The sequence below is a fragment of the Rhodohalobacter halophilus genome (genome assembly GCF_001715195.1).
GTDB lineage: Bacteria > Bacteroidota > Rhodothermia > Balneolales > Balneolaceae > Rhodohalobacter > Rhodohalobacter halophilus.
Map to the genome: position 1 here is coordinate 96,941 of NZ_MDWE01000016.1, position 26,868 is coordinate 123,808.

Below are 26,868 nucleotides of genomic sequence, written 5' to 3' on the forward strand. Positions count from 1 at the left end.
CGAGAGGCGAGATTTTTTGAATCGTCACTGCGCCGTGCTCCGATCATTTTCGGAGAGCGGAGTAAAAGACATGGTATTTCTATGAGGAGTAGTATTCAGGGTAGGATATTAACAGATGTTGTTTTAGCAGCAATGGTATTGGAGAGGAACAGAAATACCATGTCTGATTTCTGCTCGAACAGACGTTGAAATTATTTACACAGTACGATCATCCGATTGACAAAGAAGTACTCAAGAGTTTTTCCCACCGGATGATAATAGCACACAGCGGTAACCGAGAAGATAGAAGCAAGAGGTGAGGCCGCGGATTGGAAGAGAATCGGTGTTTTATTCGGACATTCTGATCTTGCCGATAAATATTATTCGGGCAAAACCTTGTGTTTACTTGCTTTGATAATATGATTGGATTATTATCGGACAAAGGCACTATCTAAAATAATGCCGGGAAATAGATGTTATGCTACTAATAAAACATTCATCAATTATGAGAAGACTATTACCCTTCCTTTTTTTATTAATGCTTGCTTGTACTTCGGAGTCGGACACCGAGTTAAATCAAGAACAGGTTAGTGAAATCGAGTTGTCAGTAGAGTTTGATTTATCTGAAACAGACGATATTGATTTTGGCTTCATTCGGAATATATATCTTGATTCATTTAATAATGTCTTCGTTGCCGATGTCCAGAGTAATAGCATATTGATATTCGATCAAAATGGAGCATTGATTAGAGAGTTTGATAACCGTGGTCAGGGACCTGGGGAATATCAGACTTTAGCTCAGATATATGTGAATAATCAGTCTTTATACATTGTAGATAGTAGTCAGCTCAAAGTATCTGAATTTCGCATTGAAAACGATTTAGGAGAATTAACTCATATTGATGACTTCATATATCCCGATCGAGCTTTTAGACGAGTAGTGAACTTTTGGCCTTATGACGAGGAAAACTACCTCTTTGTTTTTGGAGAAGGCTTTTCTCAACAGGATCTTTTGGAAACTAAATATGAGAAGCTGCAACTGTTTAATAAAATGACACAAGAGTATACAGAGGTCCATCAATTGCCTCAAAGGGAATATTTTCGGTTTAGTAATAGCAGGGGTTTCGGTGTTCGCCCACTAGCCTTCGGTACTAAACCGATATTTAGTAAAGAAAACGATGTATTATTTTATGGCCATAACAGTGAGCCCACTATACATAAACTCGATTTTCAAAACCCGGAGAATTCTACACAGGTTTTTGAAATTCCGCTTGAACCAACTCAAGTCAGTAGTCAGGAAAGACAATCAGTTCTGGATGATGAGTATTATGTTAGTCGGAATATTCAAAGTGAAATTAATGAACAACTTCCAGAGGTAAAGCCTTTTTTTGAAACCTTCTTAATCGATGATGATGGACATTTTTGGGTAGCAGTGAATCAAGATGATTTCCAGAATGGCAAACTGTGGTGGGTTTTTAATAGTGATGGAGAAAGGTTATATCATACAAAACTAAAAGACTCTGTCATTTTTCACGAAATTAAGAATGGCAAGGCTTATGGAGTTAAAGAGTCAGAGTTTGGTGTACACTCATTAATTTCATTTTCTGTGAACAAGTAAATCAAAAGTAGCATAACCAGCGGTTCGTGCGGACTCGTTTTGGCTAAGAGCTTTGGACCATTCATCGCCTCGCCGCACAACCGCCAAACCGTTAGCCAACTTTAAACAAAACATCTGATCTATGAACATTCTAAAGATTTCAAATCATTACATTAATATAGAAAGTGTAATACATCTAATTGATGAAGAGGGTGAAATCACTCTTTTTTTCAATACGCACGACAGAGATCGTCCATATCATTATAGGTTTGAAGGTGAAGAAGCAACACAATTGAGAAAATGGTTAACAGATAATTCAACAGAATTATAAAAGTTATGGGAATCTCAGATTACTTCAATAAGCGTCGAGAAAATCGAATGAACAAGTTGTTCGAATTGGCTAATCAAAACTTAGAGAACAACTTAAACTTGTTTGGGAGAGGTACAATAAATGAACAAGAATGTATCTCCACTGTATCCTTCTTCACAGCGGAAATTATTTCATATGGTATTGATTTAGTTGGATATGAGAGAAACTTACCTGTGAACAGAATTGCTGATACTGCGATGATTACTTCTTGCTTTATGATTATTAGGTTAGATTCTAAAATTAATTCCAGTCAAAGAGATTTTATTGATGTAATTAATGAAAGAGTTTTCAATGAAATTAGAGAGCATAACCGGGCATTAAATAAAAGCAGGATTGACGGTCTATTTAAATCATCCAAATATATATTAAGGGAGATGTCGAAAAAGAATCATGAAAATGGCTCATTAGTAGATTACACTTGTAATGAGATATTGAGAGATTATCAAAGTCAGAGAGGATATGACATAAGTCACAAACTTAATGGAATTAAAAATCATTTTAAAGTTGCTATGAATAAGTATGAATATTCATTAGATAAAAGAATGAATATAATTTATACGTAAAAATCTTAACTTTTTACAAATAAATGAGTTTTATAAGATCATTATTTAAAAAAGTAGTTGGCGTACATGAAATTTTCTCATCCACTCAAGTCTATTTTACTTATAACCAAGGCAAAAAGAAATTTGAAATAGAACTTGACGATAATAGTCAGCCCATTTCAGACAGTATTATAACATATATCCATATAAGTGAATCTGAAAAAGCGGTAAGATTATTCTACGGTGATGAACTTATCAATCTAGAAAATCAACAGAGTAACACATCCCCTAACAGTAAAGAAGTATTTTTAAAATATTTCAATAATCCTACTGAGCTGTTTTTGATTTCTAAAAAAGGTGTTACAGGTAACGAGAAGGCATATATTGTAGAAACTATTAATAGAGCACCAGGAAAAATAGTTCTAGATGGAAAAAAGATGCTCTACTTCACACAATGGGATGCTTACCTCGGATTGTACCGTAAATTGAAGTTGTTTGAATAGAAATTCATATTTATAAGATCACAAGCAAAAATATCTGTCTATGATCAGTTTAGTTTTAGATACAAATATTTGGATTGCCTACATAGCGAAAGATTGGCCTTCAGGTATTATTGATGAAATCAAAAAAAAGAAGAAATCTGGTGAAATTATTTTATTAACCAATGAAATAATAATTGAAGAGTGGAATAGAAACAAAGAGACAACATTAAAGGATATCTCAAAAAAGGCAGATGAAATATTTGACGCTACCAAAAAAGTCTTTGAAAATTACAGTAGTAAAACGAAAGGCAAGTATTCAGATTTGGTAAAAGATTTTTTAAGATATCGGAATGATTTTAAAGAATCTGCAAAGCAACAAGTTGAAGAAACTGAAAAACTAATTCATGAATGTGAAATAATTCCAGTTACTGACAAAATGAAACTCCGCGCAACGGAATGGGCTCTTCAAAAGAAAGCTCCTTTCATTAAGAACAAAAACAGTGTTGCCGATGCATTAATTATTATAAGTGCTGCAGAGTATTTGAAAGAAAAATCTGTAGGTATAACTGACTCTATTTTTGTGTCCTATAATTCGGAAGAATTTTCTTCCAAAAATAATAAAAATGAAATCCATTCTGACTTAAAATCATTATTAGATGAAGCTAATATGACATTTACGAGGCATCTCGGAGAAGCTTTAAGACTGCCAGATCAGATGCTAAAAGAAATTGATAGATATGTTGAATATTATGTTCAAGATTGGATTGAAACTCAAATTGATATTGCAAGGGGTAAATAGTTGAAAAGATTGGCTAACAAGTGTTTCCTGCGGACCGGTTACAGCTTCTCGCTGAACAATTAATTGACAACCCGGCCGCAGAAACACCGAACCGTTAGCTTTATTTGGAATCTTATTACAACTCAATGAATAAGGAGAATCGAAAAAAAAACTTAATTATCACTGGTATTATTCTACCGTTAATTGTGGGCATTTTTGTAGAAGTTTTCACAACAGTAGAAGTAGTAAATTACTTGTTTTGTACTTTGATATATATAGGCGGACTTTTTATAGCATCCTTTTCAATTTCAGTATGGTTATTCATTTTAATTGTAATTTTATCAATTGGGTTAGGTGCAGGTGTTGTATTATTGAATGTTAGAACAACTCAAGAAAATAGTTATCAAGACTATACAATCGACAGGATATTGGGAATTGACTGGGAATGGAGTTGGTATCTTGGAGATGTAACGGGCTTAATACCTCTTTGTCCAGAATGTTCTTATCAACCAGTAATTAGAAATGAATATACAGTACCTTATCGAGAAATTTCTAGTATAGAATGTGAAAATTGTAGCTTCAATAAAAAATTAGATGTTCATCCTGGTAAACTTGAGGAACGAGTAATAAAGGAGATTCATCGAAAAATAAGAACTGGTGAATATGAAGAAAAATCATCTCCAGAGACCTAACAATCGCATTAACTGAGGATGCGTGGGGACCGGGGCGAAATATTTGCGGGCTCACAATCCTGAAGAAGTCGTATTTATTGAACAACATTTAAATCGTTCAGCCGCTTGCAAGAGGGAGTACGAAATTAAGCAGTTTTCCAGGCAAGAGAAGGAAGCGTTGATTGAGTGTTGAATATTGAATGTAAAAGTCCCCCTTATTATAGGGGGATTTAGGGGGATGTTTATCAGAATGTGTAAAAATTAGATGGACACCCCACTCTCCGAAGCATCGATAGCAAAAGTTGCTTGTTTTGAACGTTTAGCTGTTTAGAGATTCTTAATCTTCGCACGCATTATGCGCCGGCCCGTTATATCGCATTTCTTGCAATAATACCCCCCAATAGTTAGTTTTATTTTGAAACCAAATTAAATTCAAGTTCCATGCCAAAGAGTATTACTATTCGGGACATACCCGACGATGTCTATGAAAAAATAAAGAAACAGGCAGAGCTGCATCATCGAAGCATTAACAGTGAAGTGATCGTCTATTTAAAAATGTTAGCCCAAAGCAACCGACGGGATCCTGACCAAGTCATCACTCATGCTAAAAAACTTAAACAGAAAGCCAAAGGCACCCTTTCTATGGAGGAAATACAACAAGCCATTGATGAGGGGCGTCCATGATTGTTGTCGATACGAATGTCATTGCCAGCATGTGGGTGCCAAACGATATGGATGAATGGGTTTATCAAGTACTTAAAAAAGATGACGATTGGGTTGCACCTCTTCTCTGGCGGTCAGAATTCAGAAATGTATTATCTATCTACCTGCGAAAGCATATTTTAGAATTATCGGTTGTCTTGCAAGTAATAGAAGAAGCTGAACAACTAATGAGTGCCAACGAATTCGAAGTAAACTCAACACAAGTTATGAGCCTTGTTTCGGATTCATCCTGCTCAGCCTACGATTGTGAGTTTGTGGCATTGGCAGATGATTTAAATACCCGTCTGGTTACATTTGATAAAAGGATCGTCCGGGAATTTCCTGATGTTGCTATGACTCCAATGGAGTTTCTTACATAAAAAACGGACTAACAGACGCATGTTTTTTCCCCGTTTTTATATCTCTCCAATAGATCTTCGCAAGATAACCCTCTGTTTCCTCGCAGTTTTTTATCACGAGTAGATCAAATCGTCATAACTAAATCTGACTCCAAATTCTTCAGAGTTTGTCAAAGAAATGAGTTAGCATAGATATCAGTTAGTTATTCTCCTTTAGCTAAGAAATCTGATGTCTATACTTGTGGGAAATCCCGGATTAAACCATTTTGAATTAAAAAATTGAGCTATTGAAAACCTATAAAACATATTTCATCGGACCGGCTCAATACAAAACAGTAAAGCCGCGTTATGCCCGGCTACGGAAAATGAACATGCTGGCTGTGGGTTTCCTTTTTCTATGCGTGGCTATAGCTTTATATCAGGGTCAGATGGATCTGGTCCGGAATCCATTGGTTATTTTGAGTATGCTGATTTTTATCCTGGCAATGATTGGGGAGCCTCACGAATTTGAATGGATAAATGAATAGATCGAATTCCCTTCGAAAATTAAGTGGAAAAGGTTTCGATGACATCGTATTTCTAAAATGTAGGATCTACTCATTTGAGTAGGTAAAAAATTTTACGAATAAATAACCAATAGTAATTCCCTGTTTACATACATCATCCGGTGCACGAACGGCAATCTCTATACCGGGAGTACAAATCATATGATCAGACGCTGGCATCAGCATCGGCAGGGGACCGGGGCGAAATATTTGTGGGTTCACGATCCCGGAGAAGTCGTATTTATTGAACAACATTTGAATCGTTCAGCCGCTTGCAAGAGGGAGTACGAGATTAAGCAGTTTTCCAGGCAAGAGAAGGAAGCGCTGATTGATCATTGATGTTTTCAAAGCATATCTTTAACTCCAGTACTACAAAAAACAACATATGCCTCACAAACTTATTTTCATTTTAACGCTCGGATTTCTGACTCTCACTCTTTCCTGTGCTCAGACAAATCCTCAGTCATTTCAGTGTTCCGGTCACGACTGGAAGTCCGTTCAGGACCTGGTCTTTCCCTACCTGGAGGATGAGATGCAGACGGCGATGGTGATGCAGGCTCAAAGCTCTGAGTATCAAATGAGTGCGGCTGCTGATTTTGCCCTCACGATTGAGGAGTCGTATCCCGATTCGGTTGTGGAGCTGTTACAGAAAATAGAAGGGTGCTGATCTCTTTTCCATGAACATCAACTGATCCACCTGCCCGGGGTACTGCTCCGTCCGGAGCAGAGAAGGATGTATCGGCCATGGGTGTTATAAAGATACTGCCTCGCTGAGGCTGGGAGAATCAAGTTGTGTGATACCGGAGGTCTGTTTGTGTTACTCGAAAATATATTTCTTGGGTCCTGTTTCTGAGTGTTTTAAAACTTTGCATTCATGAAAATTTTTAAAACATTAATGCAACGGATACAATCAAAAAAAACAGGACGAGAATTATGAAAACCGTATGGATAGTACTTTTTGTATTTATTTTCGCGGGATGCAGTTCCAACTCTGATCAAACGGACACACCGGCAGAGACGGATACATCCACAGAGCTGGAGATGTCTGACCAGGAAACGGAATCAGATCGCGAGAATGAATCGGGTGAAGAGGAAGGAGAGGAGGTGCTGAGTCCACAGCGGGAAGCTTCCGGTGACATAGGCGGATCCCAAATTGTGATCGAATACAGCGCTCCTTCCGTTCGGGAACGAATCATCTGGGATGACCTGGTTCCCTATGGTGAAATATGGGTCAGCGGTGCACATATGGCCACATCGGTAGAATTTGAGGATGATATGCTTGTGAACGGTGAACCGGTTCCGGCCGGCAAGTACGCCTTTTTCACCATCCCGGGCGAGGAGACCTGGACGGTGATCATGAATGAACACTGGGACCAGCACCAGGCGGGTGAATATGATGAGGAACTGGATGTGGCTCGTTTTGACGTGGAGCCGATGCTGAATGAGCATACCGAACAGCTTGTCTATTCCGTGGTTTCAGAAGATGACGACAGCGGCTTTATTGAACTGGCCTGGGAAGAGATCCGAATCAGAGTACCTGTACGTGCTGCTCCATAGATGAAACCTCTTGTCATATATTTATATGGTGGAAAGATTTCGCGTTGCATCTACAGTAGATCATGGAAATGACAGTGCCAAAAATTCACATACCTTTCATAAACTTCTCATTCATTTTCTGTATCTTTTGAGCTGAAAAAGAGCAGGCTATCTTAAATGATCCTGCCTTTTTTCATAAAAAGAACTTGAAATTACAGATGGGTATCACTTGAAGATCTGGAAGTACATTGTGGCATTGTGGATGACGGTGGTCATCATACTCGGTTTTTCTATCAAGATACCGCAGATTGACATTCTGGAGCAGACGGCGAGAAATCTGTTTCTCCACGTTCCCATGTGGTTTACAATGATGGTTGCCTTTGCCATGGCGTTCTACTACTCAGTCCGATATCTGAATGACGAGACAAAAGTGTGGGATCGCAAAGCGGAAACCGCAACAGCCGTAGGTTTGATGTTTGGCATCTGCGGTCTGCTGACCGGCTCCCTCTGGGCACGCTTTACTTGGGGAACCTGGTGGACATTCGCCGAACCGCGAATGAACCTATCAGCGCTCGCCATGATGATTTTTGTGGCCTATTTTATTCTCAGAACTGCATTTAACGATCCGGAAAAACGGGCAAAAATTTCAGCTGTTTATAATATTTTTGGCGTTACAACGATTCCGTTTCTGCTCTACATCATCCCGCGCCAGCTTCCAAGTCTGCACCCGGGAGCTGACGGAAACCCGGCTTTCAGCGATATGACGGCGCCGGAGCTCCGAATTATATTTTATCCGGCCGTGATCGGATTTATCGGGCTGGCAATCTGGATAATGGATATTATCAACCGGTATAAACATGTTAAAGATATTACAGACGAAGCACAGCTATCATGAAATTGAATGATATACAAGATACGGCAACAACCGCCGTTGATACACTGACTCAAAGTTATGGCGACCGCTGGGAAGGAACCGGTACAGAAGATGCTTCTGCGTTTATCCAGTTTATGTCTTCCAATGACCTTATTTATGTGGTATTGGGAGTGAGCCTGATTATCTGGTTTGTGCTGCTCTTTTTTATGATCCGGCTGGATAAGAAAGTGAGCAGTTTGGAAGAGCAAATTGATCGTCAAAAATCTGAAGAATCAGATGAAGAGTGAACTTTTTTTAAGAATTAACCGATTTACAAAAGCATGAAACCGAAATTATTGATTGGCGTTTTCTCAATTGTCCTGTTCACATCCCTTTTGATGTACAACTTTGGCAACAGCATCAGCACCTATGTTAATTTTGAACAGGCGGCTGACCGAACAAACTCTCACGTAGTGGGGAAGTGGGACAACACCAAAGAGTCCGGTTTCTCCCGTGAAACCATGCAGTTCTCATTCCATATGGAAGATGAAGACGGCAATGTGCGCCGTGTGGTCTACCCGCGGCCAAAACCGAATAACTTTGAGCAGGCCACACAGCTTGTTGTGATCGGCTCGATGCGAAATAACGTTTTTTACGCCGATGAGATGCTGATGAAATGTCCATCAAAATACAATGAAAATCCGGACTTTGAACCGGCCGAAACTGCCGGAATGTAAATCAAGCCTATCGCTGCTCAAAAAGGACTGACACAATTTTCTGACAAATCAATTCTATGATTGCACAAATCGGTAATCTATTCTTAAGCGGTGCACTTGCCGTGTCAATAGCCGGGCTCATCCTCTACGCACTTTCCGCCATCAGGGAGGATAAAAAGCTTGAGACGTATGCCAACTGGATCTGGATGACAAAAGGTCTGTTTGTTTTGATCTCATCCGGTGCATTGATCTACCTGATCATGACCCATCAGTTTCAGTACTACTACGTCTGGAACTACACCAGTCTTGATCTGGAAACGCAATACCTTTTTTCTGCTTTCTACGGCGGACAGGAGGGAAGCTTCATGCTCTGGGTACTCTGTGGATTTTTGGTCGGTGCCGGGTTGATTCGCTGGACCCGAAAACCGTACAGGGCTCCCGTGATGTTTGTCATGATGTTGACGCAGGTTTTCCTGCTCTCCATGGTTGTGGGATGGGATCTTGGTTTTACGAAAATCGGGGCATCCCCATTCCGAACAATTGCACAGGAGATGCCAAATGCCCCGTTTATTCAGGCTAATCCCGATTTTGTACCGGCAGATGGATCCGGGCTGAATGACCTTCTGAAAAGCCCGTGGATGATGATTCATCCCCCGATCATATTTGTCGGTTTTGCGATGATGACAGTTCCCTTCGCCTTTGCGATCTCATCTCTCTGGACCAAAACTTATCACGAGTGGATTCGTCCGGCACTTCCCTGGACACTGGCTGCAAACCTTTCACTTCTCACAGCTATTTTCCTGGGCGGTTACTGGGCGTACGAAACACTCTCTTTTGGCGGTTACTGGGCTTGGGATCCGGTTGAGAATGCATCGCTGGTTCCTTGGCTGATCGGAACAGCCGGTATTCACGCGATGATCATTCAGCGAATGAGTGCAAGAGCACACAAAGCATCGCTCTTTTTTGCAATTCTGGCCTACATGGCGGTCATCTATCAAACCTTTTTAACCCGCTCGGGTGTACTTGCCGAACAGTCGGTACACAGCTTTGTGGATCTGGGACTTTACGGCCAGCTACTTCTGTTTATCCTGGTTATTACTCTTTTGGGAATTGGATTTTATCTCTTTCGGTATAAAGAGATACCTTCGGTGGATAAGGAGTCTAAAATTTTGAGTAAGGAGTTCATGACATTTACCGGCTCCATTCTGCTCTTTATTCTCGGGTTCATTATAATTATCGGGACCAGCTCTCCCATACTCGGTCGGCTTTTTGTTGACAACCCCACACCACCTGAAATTCAGTTCTACAATGACTGGAGCATGCCACTGGCCATTATCATGGCGATTGCAACGGTAATCGGACAATATCTTTTTTGGCAAAAACATACGTGGGAGAGCTTGGCAGAAAAGATGATTTTCCCGCTTATTATCACCTCAATCGCTACAGTTATATCCATTGTGTTCGGTGAGGTTCGAAACCTCTACTATATGGTATTTATTTTTGCAGGGTGGTTTGCGGTAATTGGAAACGGGGCCGTTCTACTCAGTCTGCTTCGAAAGAACCCCAAACTTGTTGGTGGAACAGTCACTCATATCGGGTTTGGAGCACTGCTTCTGGGAATTATCGCATCCTCTGTTTATACAGAACCCTTGCTCGATCAGCAGACAACGCGCTACAACGCCCGAATTGCGGCCGGGGATGTGTTTGATGAAGAGGGATTCCCCGTCACACAGCCGGTGGAGATGTTTGAGCTGGAGCTGAATCGACCCAAGCTTGTCAACGAAAAATATATGGTGACCTACGAAGGGTTTGAGGTCTCAGACTCTCCGCGGCCTGGCCAGCAGACCTATCGCATTAAATTTGAGCCGATTGACGGCGGCAGAACTTTCTACATGGACCCGGTGGTCTATCCGATGATGACTACATCATCGATGAATAATATTGACTGGTCGGTGGACGTTCATGTTCGGACCGGATGGCTGAGCGATATCTACCTATATGTAGCCGGAAGCCAGTATGTTGCAGACCGGAATGAAGAGCTGGAGAATCAGAGAGTGCGTGATGAACTTCCGGAAGCCTTGGCAGAGGAAGAGCGTCAAAGTATTGAAATTCATCAGGGTGAGACAATTGAAGCCGGCCCGTTCTCATTTACCTTTGTGCAATTTACCCCGGCAAGTGAAGAGGCCGTTCCTGAGAATACTCAGATTGGAGTAAGGGCACAGATACGTGTGGAGCATCGGCCAAGTGGAAATGCGTATGAGGTTGAACCGCTGTTCGCTGTCTATACCGAAGACGGTCGCAGTTACACCTACTCGCCTCCGCTAAGTATTGACCGGTGGAATATGGATGTCTATTTCAGCAGCATTTTTCCTGAGTCTGATGCAATTGAGATTACGGTTGAAGGACTTGATGAAGAGTTTGAAGAGGATTGGGTGCTGATTGTTGCTGAGAGGAAGCCGTACGTATCGGTTGTATGGCTGGGTACCTTTTTGCTGATGGCCGGTTTTTCGATCTCTATTTTACGTCATTGGGGTAGGGAGAAGGCTGCCCAGGAGTAAACAGGTGTTTATTGTATCAGAGCGCTGATCTTTTTTACTTGAGGGTGTATTTATTCGCATCCGGAGTGATTCCGCCTCTATTCTGTTTTGTACTCTGAACGACGCTCTCTGTTCGGCGGATGAAGTTCGGGTTCTTTTCTTTTTTATAAAGATTCTGCCCCTACTATTGTGCCATATGGCGTGATATGTTTTATTATACATTCCACGTTGATCAACCGTCTGCGATGTGAGGGCGTAGCCCGAACGAGACAGGCGGTTGATCCCGCTTTCCATCTCTTAGCCTATGGTGCACTTATGATCAACAATACTTTTCACTCCCTATGGGACCGGCTCCAGCAAAAAACGCTTAATCAGCAGTTTACCAACCGTCTTATCGAAGGTTTGAACTGCTCGCCGTTTGAGGCAAATGCCATTCTGGACACGGTCTATGAGGTCTTTGCTCCTCAAATGGACACCGGCGGACAGCAAGGCCTTGGGGACATCCACATACTATGCACGGGAATCGAAAACTCTTCAGCTAAGCCTCTCAAAGATGCCACTATGGTTCGCGTGCGACTTACTCTGGATGGCGGTGAGGATGACCTGGCCATACGCCATGCCAGCGGAACGGTGGCTCTGCGCCGCCACCGCCTGGAGCGCATCACCCATCAGGCCTACCAACAGGGTGGATTACTGACGCTCGAGGATATTGCCTACCGGCTGTTTAACTGCGGGGTGAGAACGCTTGTGCGGGATATGCACCACTTTCGGGAGCAGTCCATTGTGCTACCGTTGCGATCGACCATTAAGGATATGGGACGGGGTATTTCGCACCGAAGCTTGATTATTCGCCATTGGCTGGCGGGCAAAGAATATGATCACATATCCAAAGCCACCCATCATTCTCCTACAGCGGTCGCCAATTATGTGAGCAAGTTTAAACGATGCATTTGGTTGGCCGGCCAGGGGTTTGACACGCATACCATCCGCTTTCTGGTCGGGTTATCGGCAAAGCTGACCGAACATTATTGGAAACTCTACCGCGAGCAACCAATTGCAGAGCACCGGCGTAAGCAGCTTCAGCAAGATCTGTCGGATCAATCCCCCTCTTTACCCCAAAAAAAAAGATCCAATGAACGCTAATACATTCCATCAAAAACAGTATAGCTCTGCTACTCAACGCCTGTTGAAGCCTCAAATAGAATACTTCTTTGTCGAAGAATTTCCAAAACTGTTTGGCCCGGTTATGCGAGGGCACATTGCCGATGCACTGCTGGAGTTATTTAGCCGGCAAGTACGCCAGGCCACCACCCTCAAGCCGGGTCAAATCCTGTGGAACGCCGTAGACATAGCCACACGCGCAGATTCTCCTAACCGCCGGTTTATACCTGTTGTACTTACGATGGTCACCGATCAGGATATTCAAAACAGAACCCAGGGAATGTCGATAGCCGACATTCGTGCCAATGCAACGGCTCGTATTTTGCGGGAAGCCTATCAGCAAGGAGCGTTATTATCCATGCGGGACATTACCCTACTGTGCTGGCACCCCACGTCCATGCCATCAAAATGGCGAAAATACTATGAGCAACTTAACCAGTGTGAGCTGCCTCACCCGGGCAATCTGCAGGATATGGGCTCGTGCGTTACTCACAAAGACCAAATTGTTTACAAGGCCATTGTGGAAAAAAAGGACCCGGTTCAGGTATCTAACGAGACGAAACACACCCAACAGGCGGTAGATCGCTATCTGAAGGACTTCCATCGGGTTCAAACCGTATACAATCACAATTCAGATCCAGACTACATCAGTCTGGTAACCAATATTTCCAAATCCGTCGTAAATCAATACATTAACCTAATCGAAAAACATGACATCAGCGATAAATAAATACTTGCCAAGCCATATGGCGCTAACGCAGGGGCAGAATGTAGAACTCGGTAACATCGTCCATCGTCCATCGTCCATCCTAAAACACTGTAAACTGAACATGCATAACTCTCCCGCACTTTTCTTATATTGAATGCTTATTCATAAACGACTATTTAACTGTAATAAAAGACTGACATTTGAAGTTTACTGATTTAAACCTTTCTGAATCTCTGCTCGCAGGATTGCGGGATGTACAATTTGTTGAGCCCACCCCTGTACAAGAGAAATCAATACCGATCGTACTCTCCGGAAAAGATCTGATTGCAACCGCACAAACAGGTACCGGTAAAACGGGTGCTTTTGTGATCCCAATTATGGATCAAATTTTAAAAAACAAGGAGAAACGCGAGGGGGTAAAAGCCCTGATCTTGAGTCCCACCCGTGAGCTTGCAAAACAGATTGATGAGGAGATTTTTGCAATCGGTTACCACACCGGGCTTACATCAGCCACTGTAATTGGCGGAAGCGATTTTTCTGAACAGGTGAAGGCGATCAAAGCGGGCGTGGATATTATTGTAGCCACACCGGGACGCCTGATGGATCAGAACAAGGTGATCAACATCGATTTTTCAAATGTCGACTATTTTATTCTGGATGAAGCGGACCGGATGCTCGATATGGGTTTTCTGCCCGACATCCGCAAGATTATTTCCTGGCTGCCGAAAGAACGCCAGACACTGCTCTTCTCCGCTACCATGCCGAATGAGATTCAGAGTCTCGCCGGCGGTATCATGAAAAACCCCGAAGGTGTGGATATTGAGCGTTCCAAACCGTCAAAACAGGTGGAACAGCGGGCTTACACACTTTTGAGTGAACAGAAAATTCCGCTGGTTAAAAAGATTTTTAAAGAGCTTTCTTGGGACTCCTGTATCATATTCACCTCCACGAAAAAGGGGACGGATGAGCTCCACCGTCTGCTGCGCCAGGAGGGCATTAAAGCCGAGAGTATTCACGGCGATCGTTCGCAGGATGAACGTAACCGGGCACTGAGCGCCTTCAAAAATGGAAAAGTGCCAGTTATTGTTGCAACGGATGTACTGGCCCGTGGAATTGATATTAAAGAGGTCTCGATCATCATTAACTATGATGTGCCGAACAATACGGATGATTATATTCACCGAATTGGCCGGACGGGACGCTACGATAAGTCGGGTATTGCCATTACATTTGTGACCCGCCGCGACAGCAAGAAGTTTCGTGATATTGAACGGATCAAAGGGAATACGCTGAAACACATTAAGCTGCCTCGCAATTTTGGTGAGAACAGTGAATTCTCCTGGGATAACGAGTTCAAAAAATCCTCATCAAAAGGGAAGTCCGGCGGTGAGAGAGATACCGGGAAAGGGGATCAGAAGCAGCGTTCTTCTAATAAGAATACAAAATCTTCCGGATCGCATAAGCAGGAATCTTCAGATCATAAGGGATCCAAAAAGCAGCGGCCGGGAGGAAAGAAGGAGGACTCTAAACCGGATATGGATCAGCGAGACAAGAAGCAGAGCAGTAAAAAAGAGTCTGCTCCAGATCATAAATCGAAAAGTGATTCCGGTAAAGCGAAAAAGTCCGCAGAGGCTAAAGAGGAGAAAAAGACACCTGAGAGAGAGCCTCAGGTAGAAGATCTGAAAAATGTGACGCTTCCACCGGTTGTAGAGAAGGCCGTCGAGAGAAATAAACGGTCTCGAAAACCGGCAAAAGGAGTTTGGGGCATCATCAAGAGCATGATACCTAAGTTCTAAACGTTTTTTCGCTATGATGCAGCGGATCAAATCACTGTTAATCTGGGCGGGTATTGTTCTCCTGATCCTCTTCTGGTTGCCGCTTCTGGCGATCATTCGCCTTTTTGATCGCGACCCGGTACGATACCGTACCGGGAAATGGTTCAGAAAGCTGGGTTACTTTATCTCAAAGGTGAATCCAAACTGGAATGTGGCGATTGAAGGCGGGGATGATATCGATGACCGTCATCCCTACGTGATGGTCAGCAATCACTTGTCCAATGCCGATATACCCGTCATATCCAACCTTCCGTGGGAGATGAAGTGGGTAGCCAAGAAAGAGCTTTTTTCTCTGCCCGTAGCCGGCTGGATGATGAAGATGGCGGGAGATATTTCCGTGGATCGATCCTCATCCAATAAACGAATTGGCGTATTCAAAAGGTGTAAATACTATCTGGATCGAAATATATCGGTGATCTTTTTTCCGGAAGGTACACGCTCAAGAACCGGCACCATCAACCGATTTGCACCCGGTGCGTTTGATTTAGCGATCAGGGAGCAAGTGCCGATTCTGCCCATTGCACTCGACGGAACTCAGGGCTGTTTACCCAAGAAGAGCTGGGTTTTTAAGCCTGATGTGTATGTAAAAATGAAAATTCTGGACCCAATCTCAACAGAGGGGCTCACAAAGGAGGATGCGAATGAACTGCGGGATCGTGTCAGATACGCGATCGCTGATCAGGTTGCAGAGTGGCGCGGTGTTTCCAGAGATCACATTCTGAAATAGCGCGGTCTAATTCTCCGCTATGACTCCGGCTCGTGATAGAGTGGATCTTCTTCCGGTTCATCCTGCTGGAATGTTGAATCGCTTGATGTAGGCTTGTTTTTTGAGGTCAGCTGCCATGCAATTAAAATCCCCCCAAGAGAAAGGACCAGTGTTGTGATGGGGTAGAAGAGAGACTCCTTCCCGGTCAGCAGGTAGATCTGTCCATATCTTAGCAGGATCATCAGCGTAAGGTAGCTGAGTACATTAACCCATCGGTGCGTGCGTCCGTATGTAAGTGAGAACATGGCCCCGAAAAAAGCGGAAAAGCCTCCAATAAAGGTGATCAGAAAGGGCCAGATTCCATCATATTCGGAATAGGAGATCATGGGCAGGTCCAACCCCATGTAGATGGAGATGATGACGCGGGCAAATGAATCAAATGCAATAACAATGGCCAGTCCGACCAGACTTCCGATGAATGCTTTTTTCATAGTGAGAAATTCTTCCGGTTTATTGTATATCCAAATCTACTAAGAAATCTGCTGATATGTTATGTCGATCAACAATTTAAAGATCTGAAACTCCGGATAAAAAAGGAGAGGATCCTGTGTAAATATATTTTTCTATTGTTTGAAACCCTGCTTATATTTGCATCCTCAATTCACAATCCATTACTCAAGCCTGGGTGGCGGAATTGGTAGACGCGTCGGACTCAAAATCCGATGTTGGCGACAACGTGCGGGTTCGAGTCCCGCCCCAGGTACTATCTCAGAGTTAAGATGTGTGATATGAGAGTTGATTCAGCCTTCCAAATCAGCCACTGACTTGCAAGGGACGAGAAGCCTGTCCCGCCGGTCACATGAACTGAATTTTGAGAGCCGGCGGTGTATGTTGTCTATCAATAAAATAGATACCCGGAAGAGTACTCTTTCAAGCATTGAAAATGATTGACTCTTTTGCTCTCTTTTACAGGAATTAGTCTCCTCTTTTGCGGAAAGTTTCCTACCTTATGACCGCGAATTTTAAACGTTCAAATTAAATACCTTTTATAATGATTATTGGAGTTCCAAAGGAGATTAAGACTCTGGAAAATCGTGTTTCATTGCAGCCTGCAGGCGTTCTTCAAATGAAGAATAACGGGCATGAAGTACTCGTTCAGAAGGGAGCCGGACTGGGCAGTGGTTTTACAGATGATATGTATGAAAAAAATGGTGCTGTCATTATCGATGATGTGGAAGAAGTGTGGTCCCGCGCCGAGATGATTATGAAGGTGAAAGAGCCGATTGCCGAGGAGTATCCGCGAATGCGTGAAGGGCAGATTATCTTCACTTACTTTCACTTCGCCGCTAGCCGTGAGCTCACGGAAGCGGTTCAGAAATCGAAATGTATTGCCATTGCTTACGAAACAGTGGAGAAATCGGACGGATCTCTGCCGCTGCTGATTCCCATGAGTGAAGTTGCCGGACGCATGGCAGCTCAGGAAGGAGCTAAATACCTCGAAAAAACATTTGGCGGCCGCGGTGTATTAATGGGTGGAATTCCCGGTGTGAAGCCTGCAAACGTAATTGTACTCGGTGGCGGTATTGTCGGTGTGAATGCGGCAAGAATTGCAGCCGGAATGGGTGCCAATACCACGATTCTGGATATCAACATCAACAAGCTGCGCTACCTGGATGAAGTTCTTCCCAAAAATATCGACACACAGTTTTCATCGGAGGGGGCAATTCGAAATCTGTTACCAACCACGGATCTGGTGATTGGTGCGGTGCTGATCCCCGGAGCTAAAGCGCCAAGCCTTGTCAGCAGAGATATGCTGAAGCTGATGCGTCCCGGAACCGTTATGGTTGACGTGGCGATTGATCAGGGCGGATGCTTTGAAACATCCAAGGCTACGACTCATGATGATCCGATCTACGAAGTGGATGGCATTGTTCACTACTGCGTGGCCAACATGCCGGGAGCTGTTCCGTACACCTCAACCATGGGGCTGACCAACGTAACGCTGCCGTATGCGGTTCAGATCGCCAACAAAGGGTGGAAGAAAGCCCTGAATGACGATCCGGAGTTGAAACTTGGATTGAATATTGCAGACGGCAAGATCGTCTACAAATATGTGGCAGACGCGTTTGATATGGAGTACTCTCCGATTGACAGCGTCATGTAGACAACCATCTAAACGTCATTTTAAAATCCCGGCTGATTCAGTTCATCCGGGATTTTTTATATTTGTTCAGGAGCCCATGCGGGAGAGAGTGCCCAGAATTCATCCTCCGCATCATCATTCCCCGGTACAATATTTGACCAGGAATAGACCGATTCGGGATTTGCCGGCATCCGCCTGATTTGATCACTGATTGGAATCATTCGTCTTGAAACATAGAGAATGGACCCGCCGGTGGGTGACCAGGCCGGTGAAGCTTGTGCGTGGTTTGGCCAGTTTTCGTGCTGACGAATATTTTTACCATCAACATCCATAAGCTGAAGGCGTGGCACTGATGAGACGATACTTCCCATCAAAATTCCACCGCCTGAGGGTTCCCATGCGGGAGAACGGTTTGAGCCTCCATCATCTGTAAGTTGGGTCAGATTTTCACCGTTCGACTCCATCACCCAGATATGCGTTTCGGAAAGGCTGTAATCGTTTATGTCAAATGCAATTTTACTGCCATCCGGCGACCATTTTGGGGAGGAGGCGTAGCTGTTGTTGCTTTGATAGAGAAGCTCTGCGGAACCGTTCAGGTCCATTTTGTAGATATTCCCCTCAAAAGAGTAGACGATTTGAGAACCACCCGGTGACCAATCCGGTTCGCGGCCTTCCACTCCGGTGTTCTCCATAGATGATCCATCGTTATCCATCAACCAGATTTGATAGCTCTCTCCATCCTCGCGGTTTGAACTGAATGCAATCCTCGCTGCATCGGGCGACCAGGCCGGGTGCTCATCCGACCCTTCATCATCGGTGATTTTCTCCTTATAGAGTCCGTTCGTCATAGCTGTCCAGATAGAGTAGGGCTTATCACAGCTCGTTCCGCCTGAGCACCCCTCTCTGAACTGATAGGCAAGGTGGTTACCGCTGCTTGCTTCATATTGTTGAAACGCTCTGAAGTTTACTTCATCCTCCTCGGCGAGAACCAGACGGGTATGAATATCAAACTCCCAGGCGTCGGATTGGACACTGACTGCGGCGGGGGATTCACTCAATTCAGCGGACCAGTAGCCGTTCTGATCTGTAGTTACAGATGTCGTACCGTCAGAAAAGAGAAGCTCAACTCCATCTACGCCAAAGTCTGTATCTCCCTCAGTTACCCTGCCGTTTACTGTATAAAATTGGGGAGCTTCCGGAACGGTAAAAACGGGACCCGTAATCCGTTCACTGCCCGCTTCCAGCTCAATCGGTCCGGTTGATGCTCCTTCGGGAACAGAAGTTGTGATCAGGGTATCCGAAAAATCGGTAATCGATGCTAACAGTCCGTTGAAATAGACCTGAAGTTCACTTTCATACTGTTCAAAATTCTCTCCGTGGATTTCCACTTCTGTTCCGGGTCTGCCACTTTCCGGTGTGATGGATTCGATTGCCATGGGAGGAGGGAGGACCGTAAACACCGGCCCCTCTGCAGTTTCCCGGCCAACTGAGACGATGACGGTTCCGGTTTCCGTTTCATCGGGTACGATGACTTCAATTCTGTTAGAAGTAAGAGATTGAATTTCTGCTTCAGTCCCGTCAAATGTTACGGTTACATCCGATTGATTTGTGCCGAATCCTTGTCCGGAAATGGATACCTCAGTGCCAGCGGGGCCTTCATCCGGAGAAATTCCCGAAATGATCAGCTTTTGGCCGGAACCGGGGTCAGGTTCGTCCGTGGAGTTTGTGGTATCTGTACATGAAAGTGTGAACCCCAGCAAAATAAGTGATAGGGAAGTGATGGTAATCGTTTTCATAGCCGATGTTCGTTAGTCTCTTGTGTTGTTTCGGCAGGAAAATAGTATTCTTGGCCGGTTTCCCAAAACCGGAAGCATTACTCTGCCAATCTCTTTGATGTTTGAAGCCGACATAGACGGACATAAAAAACCCCGCAGGCTTGCACCGGCGAGGTTGTAGAAATGGGTTCAAACCAAAGGCTCAACTACCGCTTTTCAATCGGAGTCCAGTCCAGGTTTTTCTCACCAATATAGAGCGCACGCGGACGAACCAGGCGGTTGTTGTCTGCCTGCTCCATATAGTGTGCTGACCAACCGCTTACGCGGCTCATGGCGAAGATACATGTATAGAGATCCGGCTGAATACCGATAGAGTAGTAGACCGTTGCAGAGAAGAAGTCCACATTCGGGTCAATATTTTTCTCTTCCTTCATGGTTTTCAGCATATCCTCTGACCACTCATAAAGTTTCTCATGTCCGGTCTCTTCAGAAAGTTTTTGTGACATCTTTCTCAAATGACGTGCACGCGGGTCGAATGTTTTGTAAACCCGGTGGCCAAAGCCCATAATTTTCTCTTTCTTGGCGAGTTTCTCTTTGGTGAATGCAACCGCATCGGCATTTTCACCCTGCTTTTCCAGTTCAAGAAGTGTATTCATTACGGCAGTATTGGCACCTCCGTGCAGTGGACCTTTAAGTGCACCGATTGCACCGGTTACGGCTGAGAACATATCAGACTCGGTTGCACAAATTGTGCGTGCCGTAAATGTTGATGCATTCATTCCGTGTTCTGCGTGCAGAATCAGGCAGAGATCCATGGTTTTCTCTGCAGCTTCTCCGGGCTTTTCGCCGTTCAGCATATAAAGAAAGTTATATGCAGTGCTACCCTCGGTCAGCGGAGCCACAATCTCTTTTCCTTTTCTCGAGCGATCAAACGCGGCGATAATTGTCGGAATTTGAGCCGTCATTGAAATGGCGTGGGCACGATTCTCTTCAGCCTTATTGCCATCCCTGCCATCTTCAAAATCAGCCAGCATAGAGACAGCGGTTCTGAGAACGGCCATCGGCTCGGCATTCTTGTTTGTATTTTTTATATAATCGAGAACCGGTTTTGGAAGATTGCGCTGACCAATCAGTTCTTTCTTTAAATCCTTCAGTTCCGATTCGGTAGGCAGGCGATCGTTCCAAAGCAGAAAGCAGACCTCTTCAAATGAAGAGTACTCAGCGAGAGTGTCGATGTTATACCCTGAATAGATGAGCTCCCCTTGCTGGCCGTCGATTGAACTTTTTGTGGTAGAAAATGCGACTATGCCATCTAAACCCCTGTTAATATGTGGATATTCACTCGTATCAATATTATCCAAATTATGGTGCGCCATTATGTTTTATCCTGTTTAATTAGCATTGACATCTCTGCGTCTGTAAATAAGAACATCATACCGTAGCCTGAACGTTGTTTCCCGAAGCGGAGAACCTTAATGAATATTTGGTCGTTCAGTGAGCGTCAACATCTTTGAACGCAGAAATTTTCTTTTTTATGCTAATAAAATACAAAAAAGTAAGCGCTTTTAGAAGTGATTTCGGAGGTAAAACTCTGTTAACGGCATCTCTATTGACTCTTATTTTTGGCCTCATTCCAGAGCTCATCCATCTCTTCGAGTGAAGCATCCACAACAGACTGATCGCGGTTTTTAAGAGTTTGCTCTATATATTGAAATCTGTCCAGGAATTTGCGATTGGCTCCCCGGATGGCATCCTCGGCGTTCAGGCCGAGCAGTCGCCCAACGTTTACCAGGCTAAAGAGCAGATCCCCGAACTCTTCCTGCTGCTCTTTTGCGGTTTGATTATTAACTGCCTCCCGCCATTCGTCGATCTCTTCATTCAGCTTTTCCCACGCAAGCTGCCATTCGGCCCAGTCAAAGCCGACATTGGCCGCCTTCTCCTGCATTCGCTGTGCGCGTATCAGACCGGGCAGGTGTTTGGGAACGCCGTCCAGGATCGATTCACGCCCTTCATTCAGTTTGATCGCCTCCCAGTTGGCAGCTACCCGGTTCTCCTCCTCAGCAACGGTATCGCCAAAAACGTGGGGGTGACGCCGTATCAGTTTTTCAGATATACTGTAGATCACATCCCCGATATCAAAGCTATCGGTTTCGGTAGCCATTCGCGTCTGAAAGACCACATGAAGGAGCAGATCTCCAAGCTCTTTTCGAAGCTCGTCCATGTCGTTATTATCGATCGCTTCCACGGCTTCATACGCCTCTTCAATCAGGTTATCTTTGATGGAGTGGTGAGTCTGCTTACGGTCCCAGGGACATTCTTTCCGAAGAACAGCGATCAGTTCAACGAGATCTTCAAATTTACGGGAGGGTTTCATGAATAAACGTTTTTAGAAAAGACCCGACAGGTTTTGGAAAACTGTCGGGTCTGGGTTTACAATCTATTCCGGTCTCATTTGCGGGAAGAAAAGTACGTCGCGGATCGATTCGGAGTTGGTCATGATCATGGCCAGGCGATCAATCCCGATCCCGATACCGGCCGTGGGGGGCATGCCATATTCAATTGCGCGGAGAAAATCCTCATCCACGGTCATCGCCTCTTCATCACCGCCGGCCCGCAGTCTGGCCTGCTCCTCAAACCGCTCCCGCTGATCCACCGGATCGTTCAGCTCAGTAAAGGCGTTCGCAATCTCTTTTCCGTTACAGATCGCTTCAAACCGTTCAACCAAACCCTCTTTTGTACGATGTTTTTTCGCCAGCGGGCTCATCTCAATCGGGTAGTCGGTAATGAATGTCGGCTGAATCAGTTTCGGTTCCACATATTCGCCGAAAATCTCATCAATCAGTTTCCCTTTGCCCATCTCATCTTCAATTTCAATATGAAGCTCTTTGGCAATGTCGCGAATCTCATCTTCCGATTTATCGCTCAGATCATGTCCGGTCTCTTTCTCAATCGCCTCATACATGGGAATACGCGGCCAGGGCGATTTAAAGTCGATTTCATGTTCACCTACTTTTACCTTGGTTGAACCGTGAAGCGAAATCGCAACGTGCTCAATCAGTTTCTCCATAAAGTCCATCATCCAGTTGTAATCTTTCCATGCCACATAGAGCTCTACCTGGGTAAACTCCGGATTGTGAAAGCGGGAGAGGCCTTCATTTCTGAAATCCTTGGAAAACTCATATACACCGTCAAATCCACCTACGATCAGCCGTTTCAGATAGAGTTCGTTGGCAATTCGCAGGTAGAGATCCATATCCAGCGCATTGTGATGGGTGACAAACGGTTTGGCCGCTGCACCGCCATAAATGGGCTGAAGGATCGGAGTTTCGACTTCCAGGTAACCACGCTCATTCATGAAGTTTCTCATGGTCTGAACCATCTGGGTGCGTTTTACAAACACATCTCGCACATCCGGGTTCACGATCAGGTCCACATATCGCTGACGATAACGCTGCTCTTTATCGGTAAATGCATCATAGGTGACCGTTTCGCCATCCTCATTCTCTACCTCTTTTGGGGTGGGAATGGGGCGAACGGTTTTACCCAGAAAGTCGAAAGACTCGGCGTGAATAGTGGTCTCTCCGGTGCCGGTTTTGAAAACAAACCCTTTTATACCGACAAAATCACCGATGTCGGTCAGCTTTTTGAAAACTTTGTTATAGTTGTCGTTGCCTAACTCATCAGTTGCCACATCATCGCGGCGAATGTACACCTGAATGGTTCCTTTTGAGTCCTGAAGAGTAAAAAAGGAGGCTTTCCCCATAATTCTGCGCGTCATCACACGCCCGGCAACCGACACCCTTTTTGCATTTTCGGGATTATCGGGTGTATCGGTCAGGTATTCATCTTCGTGCTCCAGAATATCCTTTGAGTAGTGAGTCACATCATACTCATAAGGAAAGGGATTAACACCCAGCTCTCTGAGGGATTCGAGTTTTTCTAATCTGATTTCCTGCTGTTCGCTTAAGGAGAGTTCAGCGTTGCTCATTGTCTGTTTTTAGTGGTTAGATCTAATTTCATAAAATTTATCAGCCTTCAAAGATATGAATTTTGCAGAGCAATTGGCATCCGCAATTTTACCGTCTGAGGGACGACAATAAATGGGGTTGGCGGAATGTTGATTGAAGTGGTAACTTGTAAAAGGAGTCGAAGCAGATCGCTCATTCTCCTTCTGAAGTCCGGTATCGGATGGCAGGATTGGAGCTCAGCCGAAAATGCCACATCGCTCCGGAACCACTCTAAAATGAGAAAAAAAGAGTCAGATTTGCCAGAACGAATCAAACATTCATCTATACCCGGAGAGATCATTGTTGCCTATGAGCCGTTGGTCATCGAAACAACCGGCGGTGATATGGATACCTCGGAATCGATTACCGGGACTTTACTTCTCAAGAAAATGGCCGATAAATATTTGAACGGAACGACGATTGACGTTTACGCGACAAAAAATGAGAAGCCCAAAGCATATATCGATGGGCAGGAGGTGTCCGTCAGCTTTTCCCATACCGATCACGCCATTGTGGCCGCGATCTCTCGCACATTAAACGTGGGTGTGGATATGGAGAGCGTGAACCGTAAAGTACACGAGCGACTTTCAAAAAGGATGCTTGCACCCAATGAAGGGAATGGTCTGTATCACGAAAACCCATTGATACAGATCTGGACGTTTAAAGAAGCAGCTCTGAAGATGATCGGGACCGGCTTACGTAAACCGATGAATCATGTGTCCGTGTCTAATGAAGATGAGAATCTCTTTAATGCTGAATTTGATGATGGAAAAAAAGCAAAAATTTGTAGCTTCCAACATCAGGAGCATTGGATCTCCATTTGCTATGAAAAACTACCATAACCCCGAAATACTCTCCTAATCCCATCATCTATGGATATCACATCCCTCAACCGACGTGAAATCACCCAAGGACTGGAAAAAGCCAAAGCCGAACGGGCTGAAGAATCTGAGACGGTTCGTATACTGTTCTCACCCCAGATCATCAATGAAAAGAACATCGACGAGGTGTTTAAAATCTACTCTCATATAGAGAAAGACGATTTCGACACCGTGGTGATTGTGGAGTCGCACCCCGGCAGTGCCGATAAAAAGCTGCCGATGCCGTCATTCAAAACCGTTGAAACCTCACTGGGTGAAGTTCAGGCCAACGATAAACTCAGAAATGACTTTTGTGATGAAGATGACGACTTCTTTATCAACGATGACGCTTTTGATGAAGAGCTGAGCCTGTATGACCAGCTGATGATGCTTCAGTGCACGCTGGATGATTTTACAGTGCTCAGCATACAGATTACAGACGAGAACTCATTCATCATCAAAGAGCTGGCAAGTGCGCTCGAGGAGATCCTTGCTTCGAGAAATGCCCTCATTGTGTTTTGTTGCGATATGGAGAGCGGAAACCGTGCCGAACTGGACAACATTCTGAACCTGTATGAGCAGAACAATATGTCCGGATTAATGAACTATGTAAACTCCGGAGAGTCCTCCATTAAAGGAATGGGTTCTTTTGTAACCGGATTGATTGTGGCCAAAAGGTGGGGGCTTAAACTTACGTTCAAATCATTTGAGAGTGAAAAAAGCGGAGATGGTAATCTGTTGACAGGTTTTGCTCAAATGCAGCGTCAGGCGATATTTAAATGAACAGAGCCGGGCCGACAATTACGATTATCGGAGCCGGAGCGGTGGGTACTGCCTGGCTCGATTTTTTTAAAGATCGCGGCTATCCCGTCACTTCCGTCTGGAAGAGTGAAACCGGCTATCTTGCCGATGAGGATTATCATATTCACCGGGAGTTAAATCGCCCTCTGCCGGAGAGTGACGAGGAGATCGGGGATTGGGTGTTTATCACCACTCCGGACGATTCAATTGCACCGGCAGCAAAACTGCTTGCAGAATCAAACATCCATTGGACGAACCGGACCGTGATTCATTGTAGCGGCAGTCTATCTGCAGATGTTCTCAAATCTCTGAAAGAACGCGGTGCACGAACCATATCTGTACATCCGATTCAAACCTTTCAAAAAGGAGATGGTAAAGAGAAACTGGAAGGAGTGACGATTACCCTTCAGGGTGATGAAGAAACGGTAGAGAACCTGAGGGAGGTTGTCCTGCAGTTACATTCAAAACCGGTGCTGCTCAGTGAGCAACAAAAAATGGCGGTTCATATCGCCGCGGTTTTTGCCTCAAACTACCTGGTTGCCCTGCTCAATACTTCCGAACAGATCCTAAAAGAGAGTGGAGTGGATGCCGGAATAGAAATCATGGTTCCACTCATTCGACAAACCGTTGAAAATGTTCTGACGAAAGGTACCGGCACGTCTCTTACCGGGCCCATCTCGCGAGGGGATGAAAATACAGTGAAGAATCATCTACATTATCTATCAAAGGATAAAGCTGAAGCTCGTCTATACAAAGCTTTGGGGCAGGCGTGTCTGAATATTGTACAGGAAAAAGAGAGCCTGAGTGAAGCCCGTATTGAACACATAAGAAAAGCTCTGGGTGGTATGCCATAATTTAGTTTTTTTGAAATCCGGACCCGACAGGTTTTGGAAACCTGTCGGGTCTCTTGCCTACCCAAGACTCGTTTGACGAGGGGTTTTTGAACTCACCCCCTCAATCCCCCTCTCTTTTCTCTTCGTTCAAATAGAGGTGGAGGTGTTTGAAATAAGATTTTTGAATTACAACTGCCCTGTAGGGGCAAAATGTGGGTAGTCCGGGGTAAGTATAGCGCAACCCCGGGATAAAGAGAAGTCCACAAATCCCTGCCGAATAGTGGGGTTGGTTTGGAGTATTTGGTGGGTTAGAGGCGGTAACCTTTAGAACTCTTTTTAAACATTTTCATTTGTTACTTTTGGCTTGATCC

29 protein-coding genes and 1 tRNA gene are annotated in these 26,868 nt (G+C 44.4%); 25 read left to right on the top strand and 5 right to left on the bottom strand.

The genetic code is table 11. From position 1 onward, the window contains the following. Nucleotides 1-484: 484 nt before the first annotated feature. From BG260_RS05825 to BG260_RS05915, 20 genes are all read left to right on the top strand, one after another. The gene (locus BG260_RS05825; RefSeq protein WP_069131019.1) at nucleotides 485-1,597 is read left to right on the top strand and encodes a 6-bladed beta-propeller; all 1,113 of its coding nucleotides are present in this window, start codon (nucleotides 485-487) and stop codon (nucleotides 1,595-1,597) included. A gap of 121 nt (nucleotides 1,598-1,718) precedes the next feature. After that, nucleotides 1,719-1,907, top strand: coding sequence for a hypothetical protein (locus tag BG260_RS05830; RefSeq protein ID WP_069131020.1), 189 nt, complete (start codon nucleotides 1,719-1,721; stop codon nucleotides 1,905-1,907). A gap of 5 nt (nucleotides 1,908-1,912) precedes the next feature. Then, a complete protein-coding gene (locus BG260_RS05835) occupies nucleotides 1,913-2,509 on the top strand; it encodes a hypothetical protein (RefSeq protein WP_069131021.1) in 597 nt (198 codons plus the stop codon). 23 nt (nucleotides 2,510-2,532) lie between these two features. After that, complete coding sequence (locus tag BG260_RS05840) at nucleotides 2,533-2,991, top strand: hypothetical protein (RefSeq protein ID WP_069131022.1); 459 nt, start codon at nucleotides 2,533-2,535, stop codon at nucleotides 2,989-2,991. A gap of 40 nt (nucleotides 2,992-3,031) precedes the next feature. Next, the gene (locus BG260_RS05845) at nucleotides 3,032-3,769 is read left to right on the top strand and encodes a PIN domain-containing protein (RefSeq protein WP_069131023.1); all 738 of its coding nucleotides are present in this window, start codon (nucleotides 3,032-3,034) and stop codon (nucleotides 3,767-3,769) included. Nucleotides 3,770-3,894: 125 nt separating this feature from the next. Next, nucleotides 3,895-4,440, top strand: a complete 546-nt coding sequence (locus tag BG260_RS05850; RefSeq protein WP_069131024.1) for a hypothetical protein — start codon at nucleotides 3,895-3,897, stop codon at nucleotides 4,438-4,440. Between the two features lie 420 nt (nucleotides 4,441-4,860). Next, nucleotides 4,861-5,103: a FitA-like ribbon-helix-helix domain-containing protein gene (locus tag BG260_RS05855; protein ID WP_069131025.1), complete on the top strand. Its 243-nt coding sequence runs from the start codon at nucleotides 4,861-4,863 to the stop codon at nucleotides 5,101-5,103. Continuing rightward, nucleotides 5,100-5,501 carry a type II toxin-antitoxin system VapC family toxin gene (locus BG260_RS05860; RefSeq protein WP_069131026.1) on the top strand — a complete coding sequence of 134 codons (402 nt, stop codon included), beginning with the start codon at nucleotides 5,100-5,102 and terminating at the stop codon, nucleotides 5,499-5,501. The genes BG260_RS05855 and BG260_RS05860 overlap by 4 nt, the downstream gene beginning before the upstream one ends. 266 nt (nucleotides 5,502-5,767) lie before the next feature. Beyond that, nucleotides 5,768-6,007 (top strand): hypothetical protein, encoded by a 240-nt coding sequence (locus BG260_RS05865; RefSeq protein WP_069131027.1) that lies wholly within the window; start codon nucleotides 5,768-5,770, stop codon nucleotides 6,005-6,007. A 135-nt stretch (nucleotides 6,008-6,142) separates the two neighbouring features. Next, nucleotides 6,143-6,364, top strand: a complete 222-nt coding sequence (locus BG260_RS13900; RefSeq protein WP_281179583.1) for a GIY-YIG nuclease family protein — start codon at nucleotides 6,143-6,145, stop codon at nucleotides 6,362-6,364. Nucleotides 6,365-6,410: 46 nt separating this feature from the next. Next, nucleotides 6,411-6,692, top strand: a complete 282-nt coding sequence (locus tag BG260_RS05870) for a hypothetical protein (RefSeq protein ID WP_069131028.1) — start codon at nucleotides 6,411-6,413, stop codon at nucleotides 6,690-6,692. A 266-nt stretch (nucleotides 6,693-6,958) separates the two neighbouring features. Further along, on the top strand, nucleotides 6,959-7,582 hold the full coding sequence (locus BG260_RS05875) for a DUF2911 domain-containing protein (protein WP_083750123.1): 624 nt from the start codon (nucleotides 6,959-6,961) through the stop codon (nucleotides 7,580-7,582). Nucleotides 7,583-7,790: 208 nt separating this feature from the next. Further along, nucleotides 7,791-8,456: a cytochrome c biogenesis protein CcsA gene (gene ccsA / locus BG260_RS05880; RefSeq protein ID WP_245683908.1), complete on the top strand. Its 666-nt coding sequence runs from the start codon at nucleotides 7,791-7,793 to the stop codon at nucleotides 8,454-8,456. Next, nucleotides 8,453-8,722, top strand: coding sequence for a CcmD family protein (locus BG260_RS05885; protein ID WP_069131029.1), 270 nt, complete (start codon nucleotides 8,453-8,455; stop codon nucleotides 8,720-8,722). The genes ccsA and BG260_RS05885 overlap by 4 nt, the downstream gene beginning before the upstream one ends. Nucleotides 8,723-8,755: 33 nt before the next feature. Next, a complete protein-coding gene (locus tag BG260_RS05890; protein ID WP_069131030.1) occupies nucleotides 8,756-9,151 on the top strand; it encodes a cytochrome c maturation protein CcmE domain-containing protein in 396 nt (131 codons plus the stop codon). A gap of 56 nt (nucleotides 9,152-9,207) precedes the next feature. After that, nucleotides 9,208-11,688, top strand: coding sequence for a heme lyase CcmF/NrfE family subunit (locus tag BG260_RS05895; RefSeq protein ID WP_069131031.1), 2,481 nt, complete (start codon nucleotides 9,208-9,210; stop codon nucleotides 11,686-11,688). A 180-nt stretch (nucleotides 11,689-11,868) separates the two neighbouring features. Next, a complete protein-coding gene (locus BG260_RS05900) occupies nucleotides 11,869-12,810 on the top strand; it encodes a DUF1670 domain-containing protein (protein WP_141691528.1) in 942 nt (313 codons plus the stop codon). Then, nucleotides 12,800-13,558: a DUF1670 domain-containing protein gene (locus BG260_RS05905; RefSeq protein WP_083750124.1), complete on the top strand. Its 759-nt coding sequence runs from the start codon at nucleotides 12,800-12,802 to the stop codon at nucleotides 13,556-13,558. The genes BG260_RS05900 and BG260_RS05905 overlap by 11 nt, the downstream gene beginning before the upstream one ends. Nucleotides 13,559-13,737: 179 nt before the next feature. Next, complete coding sequence (locus BG260_RS05910; RefSeq protein ID WP_069131034.1) at nucleotides 13,738-15,333, top strand: DEAD/DEAH box helicase; 1,596 nt, start codon at nucleotides 13,738-13,740, stop codon at nucleotides 15,331-15,333. 13 nt (nucleotides 15,334-15,346) lie between these two features. Next, nucleotides 15,347-16,099, top strand: a complete 753-nt coding sequence (locus BG260_RS05915; RefSeq protein WP_069131035.1) for a lysophospholipid acyltransferase family protein — start codon at nucleotides 15,347-15,349, stop codon at nucleotides 16,097-16,099. A 17-nt stretch (nucleotides 16,100-16,116) separates the two neighbouring features. Here BG260_RS05915 and BG260_RS05920 read toward each other — a convergent pair whose 3' ends face one another. After that, complete coding sequence (locus BG260_RS05920) at nucleotides 16,117-16,569, bottom strand: hypothetical protein (RefSeq protein ID WP_069131036.1); 453 nt, start codon at nucleotides 16,567-16,569, stop codon at nucleotides 16,117-16,119. Between the two features lie 188 nt (nucleotides 16,570-16,757). On the opposite strand from BG260_RS05920, the gene BG260_RS05925 reads away from it, so the two are divergent. Together BG260_RS05925 and ald are read left to right on the top strand one after the other, a co-directional pair. Next, nucleotides 16,758-16,841, top strand: a tRNA-Leu gene (locus BG260_RS05925). Between the two features lie 288 nt (nucleotides 16,842-17,129). Next, the gene (ald, locus tag BG260_RS05930) at nucleotides 17,130-18,242 is read left to right on the top strand and encodes an alanine dehydrogenase (RefSeq protein WP_069131037.1); all 1,113 of its coding nucleotides are present in this window, start codon (nucleotides 17,130-17,132) and stop codon (nucleotides 18,240-18,242) included. Nucleotides 18,243-18,298: 56 nt separating this feature from the next. Here the strand turns inward: ald and BG260_RS05935 are convergent, their stop codons facing one another. The 4 genes from BG260_RS05935 to lysS form a co-directional block, all read right to left on the bottom strand. Next, on the bottom strand, nucleotides 18,299-20,017 hold the full coding sequence (locus BG260_RS05935; protein WP_069131038.1) for an IPT/TIG domain-containing protein: 1,719 nt from the start codon (nucleotides 20,015-20,017) through the stop codon (nucleotides 18,299-18,301). 185 nt (nucleotides 20,018-20,202) lie between these two features. Continuing rightward, entirely contained in the window at nucleotides 20,203-21,372 is a 1,170-nt protein-coding gene (locus BG260_RS05940; RefSeq protein WP_069131039.1) for a citrate/2-methylcitrate synthase, read from the bottom strand. Between the two features lie 230 nt (nucleotides 21,373-21,602). Then, a complete protein-coding gene (mazG, locus tag BG260_RS05945; protein WP_069131040.1) occupies nucleotides 21,603-22,370 on the bottom strand; it encodes a nucleoside triphosphate pyrophosphohydrolase in 768 nt (255 codons plus the stop codon). Between the two features lie 63 nt (nucleotides 22,371-22,433). Next, nucleotides 22,434-23,984: a lysine--tRNA ligase gene (gene lysS / locus BG260_RS05950; RefSeq protein ID WP_069131041.1), complete on the bottom strand. Its 1,551-nt coding sequence runs from the start codon at nucleotides 23,982-23,984 to the stop codon at nucleotides 22,434-22,436. Between the two features lie 255 nt (nucleotides 23,985-24,239). On the opposite strand from lysS, the gene BG260_RS05955 reads away from it, so the two are divergent. Genes BG260_RS05955 through BG260_RS05965 form a run of 3 tightly spaced genes read left to right on the top strand, consistent with a single transcriptional unit; the run spans nucleotide 24,240 to nucleotide 26,518 of the window. Beyond that, the gene (locus BG260_RS05955; RefSeq protein ID WP_176719443.1) at nucleotides 24,240-24,845 is read left to right on the top strand and encodes a 4'-phosphopantetheinyl transferase family protein; all 606 of its coding nucleotides are present in this window, start codon (nucleotides 24,240-24,242) and stop codon (nucleotides 24,843-24,845) included. Nucleotides 24,846-24,875: 30 nt separating this feature from the next. Further along, entirely contained in the window at nucleotides 24,876-25,646 is a 771-nt protein-coding gene (gene amrB, locus BG260_RS05960) for an AmmeMemoRadiSam system protein B (RefSeq protein WP_069131043.1), read from the top strand. Continuing rightward, complete coding sequence (locus BG260_RS05965) at nucleotides 25,643-26,518, top strand: Rossmann-like and DUF2520 domain-containing protein (RefSeq protein WP_069131044.1); 876 nt, start codon at nucleotides 25,643-25,645, stop codon at nucleotides 26,516-26,518. The genes amrB and BG260_RS05965 overlap by 4 nt, the downstream gene beginning before the upstream one ends. Nucleotides 26,519-26,868 lie beyond the last annotated feature (350 nt).

What these genes read in the sequence shown, in the direction of transcription:
- BG260_RS05825 (WP_069131019.1), top strand. Translation starts at nt 485, where the DNA reads ATGAGAAGACTATTACCCTTCCTTTTTTTATTAATGCTTGCTTGTACT.
- BG260_RS05830 (WP_069131020.1), top strand. Translation starts at nt 1,719, where the DNA reads ATGAACATTCTAAAGATTTCAAATCATTACATTAATATAGAAAGTGTA.
- BG260_RS05835 (WP_069131021.1), top strand. Translation starts at nt 1,913, where the DNA reads ATGGGAATCTCAGATTACTTCAATAAGCGTCGAGAAAATCGAATGAAC.
- BG260_RS05840 (WP_069131022.1), top strand. Translation starts at nt 2,533, where the DNA reads ATGAGTTTTATAAGATCATTATTTAAAAAAGTAGTTGGCGTACATGAA.
- BG260_RS05845 (WP_069131023.1), top strand. Translation starts at nt 3,032, where the DNA reads ATGATCAGTTTAGTTTTAGATACAAATATTTGGATTGCCTACATAGCG.
- BG260_RS05850 (WP_069131024.1), top strand. Translation starts at nt 3,895, where the DNA reads ATGAATAAGGAGAATCGAAAAAAAAACTTAATTATCACTGGTATTATT.
- BG260_RS05855 (WP_069131025.1), top strand. Translation starts at nt 4,861, where the DNA reads ATGCCAAAGAGTATTACTATTCGGGACATACCCGACGATGTCTATGAA.
- BG260_RS05860 (WP_069131026.1), top strand. Translation starts at nt 5,100, where the DNA reads ATGATTGTTGTCGATACGAATGTCATTGCCAGCATGTGGGTGCCAAAC.
- BG260_RS05870 (WP_069131028.1), top strand. Translation starts at nt 6,411, where the DNA reads ATGCCTCACAAACTTATTTTCATTTTAACGCTCGGATTTCTGACTCTC.
- BG260_RS05875 (WP_083750123.1), top strand. Translation starts at nt 6,959, where the DNA reads ATGAAAACCGTATGGATAGTACTTTTTGTATTTATTTTCGCGGGATGC.
- BG260_RS05885 (WP_069131029.1), top strand. Translation starts at nt 8,453, where the DNA reads ATGAAATTGAATGATATACAAGATACGGCAACAACCGCCGTTGATACA.
- BG260_RS05890 (WP_069131030.1), top strand. Translation starts at nt 8,756, where the DNA reads ATGAAACCGAAATTATTGATTGGCGTTTTCTCAATTGTCCTGTTCACA.
- BG260_RS05895 (WP_069131031.1), top strand. Translation starts at nt 9,208, where the DNA reads ATGATTGCACAAATCGGTAATCTATTCTTAAGCGGTGCACTTGCCGTG.
- BG260_RS05905 (WP_083750124.1), top strand. Translation starts at nt 12,800, where the DNA reads ATGAACGCTAATACATTCCATCAAAAACAGTATAGCTCTGCTACTCAA.
- BG260_RS05915 (WP_069131035.1), top strand. Translation starts at nt 15,347, where the DNA reads ATGATGCAGCGGATCAAATCACTGTTAATCTGGGCGGGTATTGTTCTC.
- BG260_RS05920 (WP_069131036.1), bottom strand. Translation starts at nt 16,569, where the DNA reads ATGAAAAAAGCATTCATCGGAAGTCTGGTCGGACTGGCCATTGTTATT.
- ald (WP_069131037.1), top strand. Translation starts at nt 17,130, where the DNA reads ATGATTATTGGAGTTCCAAAGGAGATTAAGACTCTGGAAAATCGTGTT.
- BG260_RS05935 (WP_069131038.1), bottom strand. Translation starts at nt 20,017, where the DNA reads ATGAAAACGATTACCATCACTTCCCTATCACTTATTTTGCTGGGGTTC.
- BG260_RS05940 (WP_069131039.1), bottom strand. Translation starts at nt 21,372, where the DNA reads ATGGCGCACCATAATTTGGATAATATTGATACGAGTGAATATCCACAT.
- mazG (WP_069131040.1), bottom strand. Translation starts at nt 22,370, where the DNA reads ATGAAACCCTCCCGTAAATTTGAAGATCTCGTTGAACTGATCGCTGTT.
- lysS (WP_069131041.1), bottom strand. Translation starts at nt 23,984, where the DNA reads ATGAGCAACGCTGAACTCTCCTTAAGCGAACAGCAGGAAATCAGATTA.
- BG260_RS05955 (WP_176719443.1), top strand. Translation starts at nt 24,240, where the DNA reads ATGAGAAAAAAAGAGTCAGATTTGCCAGAACGAATCAAACATTCATCT.
- amrB (WP_069131043.1), top strand. Translation starts at nt 24,876, where the DNA reads ATGGATATCACATCCCTCAACCGACGTGAAATCACCCAAGGACTGGAA.
- BG260_RS05965 (WP_069131044.1), top strand. Translation starts at nt 25,643, where the DNA reads ATGAACAGAGCCGGGCCGACAATTACGATTATCGGAGCCGGAGCGGTG.